At 31.0% G+C, this 1389-nt stretch carries 1 protein-coding gene; it reads right to left on the bottom strand.

Going from position 1 to position 1389, the window contains the following annotated elements; translation table 11 throughout:
* Positions 1-1195: 1195 nt before the first annotated feature.
* Positions 1196-1389, bottom strand: a 194-nt coding sequence (locus V7137_RS07060) for a hypothetical protein (RefSeq protein ID WP_335697423.1), incomplete at its 5' end; no start/stop codon positions are given.

Raw genomic sequence — 1389 nt, 5'->3', positions numbered from 1 at the left:
ATAAAAAAATGCCCACTTTTATATTAAAAAATTATATCATTATTATATCGCCTTTTTATATAATTTTATAGAGAAGAACCGTTACGAACATAGGGTTAGCACATCCCTTTTTAGTGCTTGAGTTACCCTTCCATTATTTGAATATCTAGGTCTAATACCACAGCTTTAGGAGAATCCTTATATAACTTATAGATTTTTCTTTTTTCTGCAACCCAATTAATACCTCACTTTGTTTTACGAGTAAAGCTTCATTAAAAAAGGCGAGCTTTTTTAAGCATCACCTTTGTCAGATTGACGTTTTAAATTATCAAAATAATATTGAAACCCGTAAAGTATAGAAATGACTTAATAAAATAATAAAGGAAAAATTGAAATCCATTAAATCGAACTAATTGCCAATATTTTATTTTTTTAGCAACCCTTGAAAATATAAAAGCAAAGAAAGCTTCGAAGGATGCATTTGCCAATAAAAACATTTTGAGATTTCCATATGTCCATTTTAAGACCCATAAAGAGCTTGCCATAAATGGACCGATAAGAAAAGGAAACTCATCAAATAATACTGAATTTGTGCTATTATTAAAAACCCACCATTTACGTTTTTCCCTATTAGAGTTGTAAGTAGCTCAATAAGAATAGCTCAATAAAAAAAATAAGAAATGACGCTGGGAAAAACTTTTTTATATTATTTATATCCTAAAAAAGGTAATGAAAGCCACGTCAATAGGACCATTATAATATTTATGAAAATTTGAATTTTTATGGGCATACTTAATCATCCCTTTCTAGACACTCTCCCTTTGTTATAAAATATCCCAAAATTGAAGCTTCTATGTAGTTATTCTTCAACATTACTCCCCTTTAGTTCAATAAAAAAAGGCCAACACAATGGCAGCCAAATCTTTAAGTAACGCCCCCGATAGCTTAAGTGAAACTCTTCACAATTTTAAACCTAAAAAAAATGCTTCCTTTTATTAAAAAAAGGGAGCATTTTTTAAGTTAATCCTCTAAGGCGAGGCTTTTCATTTCCACTAGATTCCTCGAGACCCTTTTGGGATATACAAGAACATATGTTAATCCTCTAAAACGAGGTTATTTTATTTCCACTGTTGACGAAATACTAGCTAGTATTTAGGATACTTAAATGTATCAATCCACTTGAACGAGGCAATATTATTTCCACAGCACCCCTATTTTAACTCTTATGTACCAAGGGTTTCAAGCCCCTTTTTTGCACACCTATATAGTTAGAGATAAACTCACCTATCAAAATTAATTTATCATTCTCAGAAACTATTTGCTGCATTTTGTATATGTTCATCTTTTCTTCAGGTGGCAAAATTCGATTACTCCGTAACATTTGGGTCATTCGCCCGTTGCATTCAAGCA

This window comes from Neobacillus drentensis (genome assembly GCF_036962765.1).
Classification (GTDB): domain Bacteria; phylum Bacillota; class Bacilli; order Bacillales; family Cytobacillaceae; genus Neobacillus; species Neobacillus drentensis_C.
The sequence above is the reverse complement of the archived record's forward strand: the minus strand, read 5'-3'. Positions and strand labels throughout refer to the sequence as shown.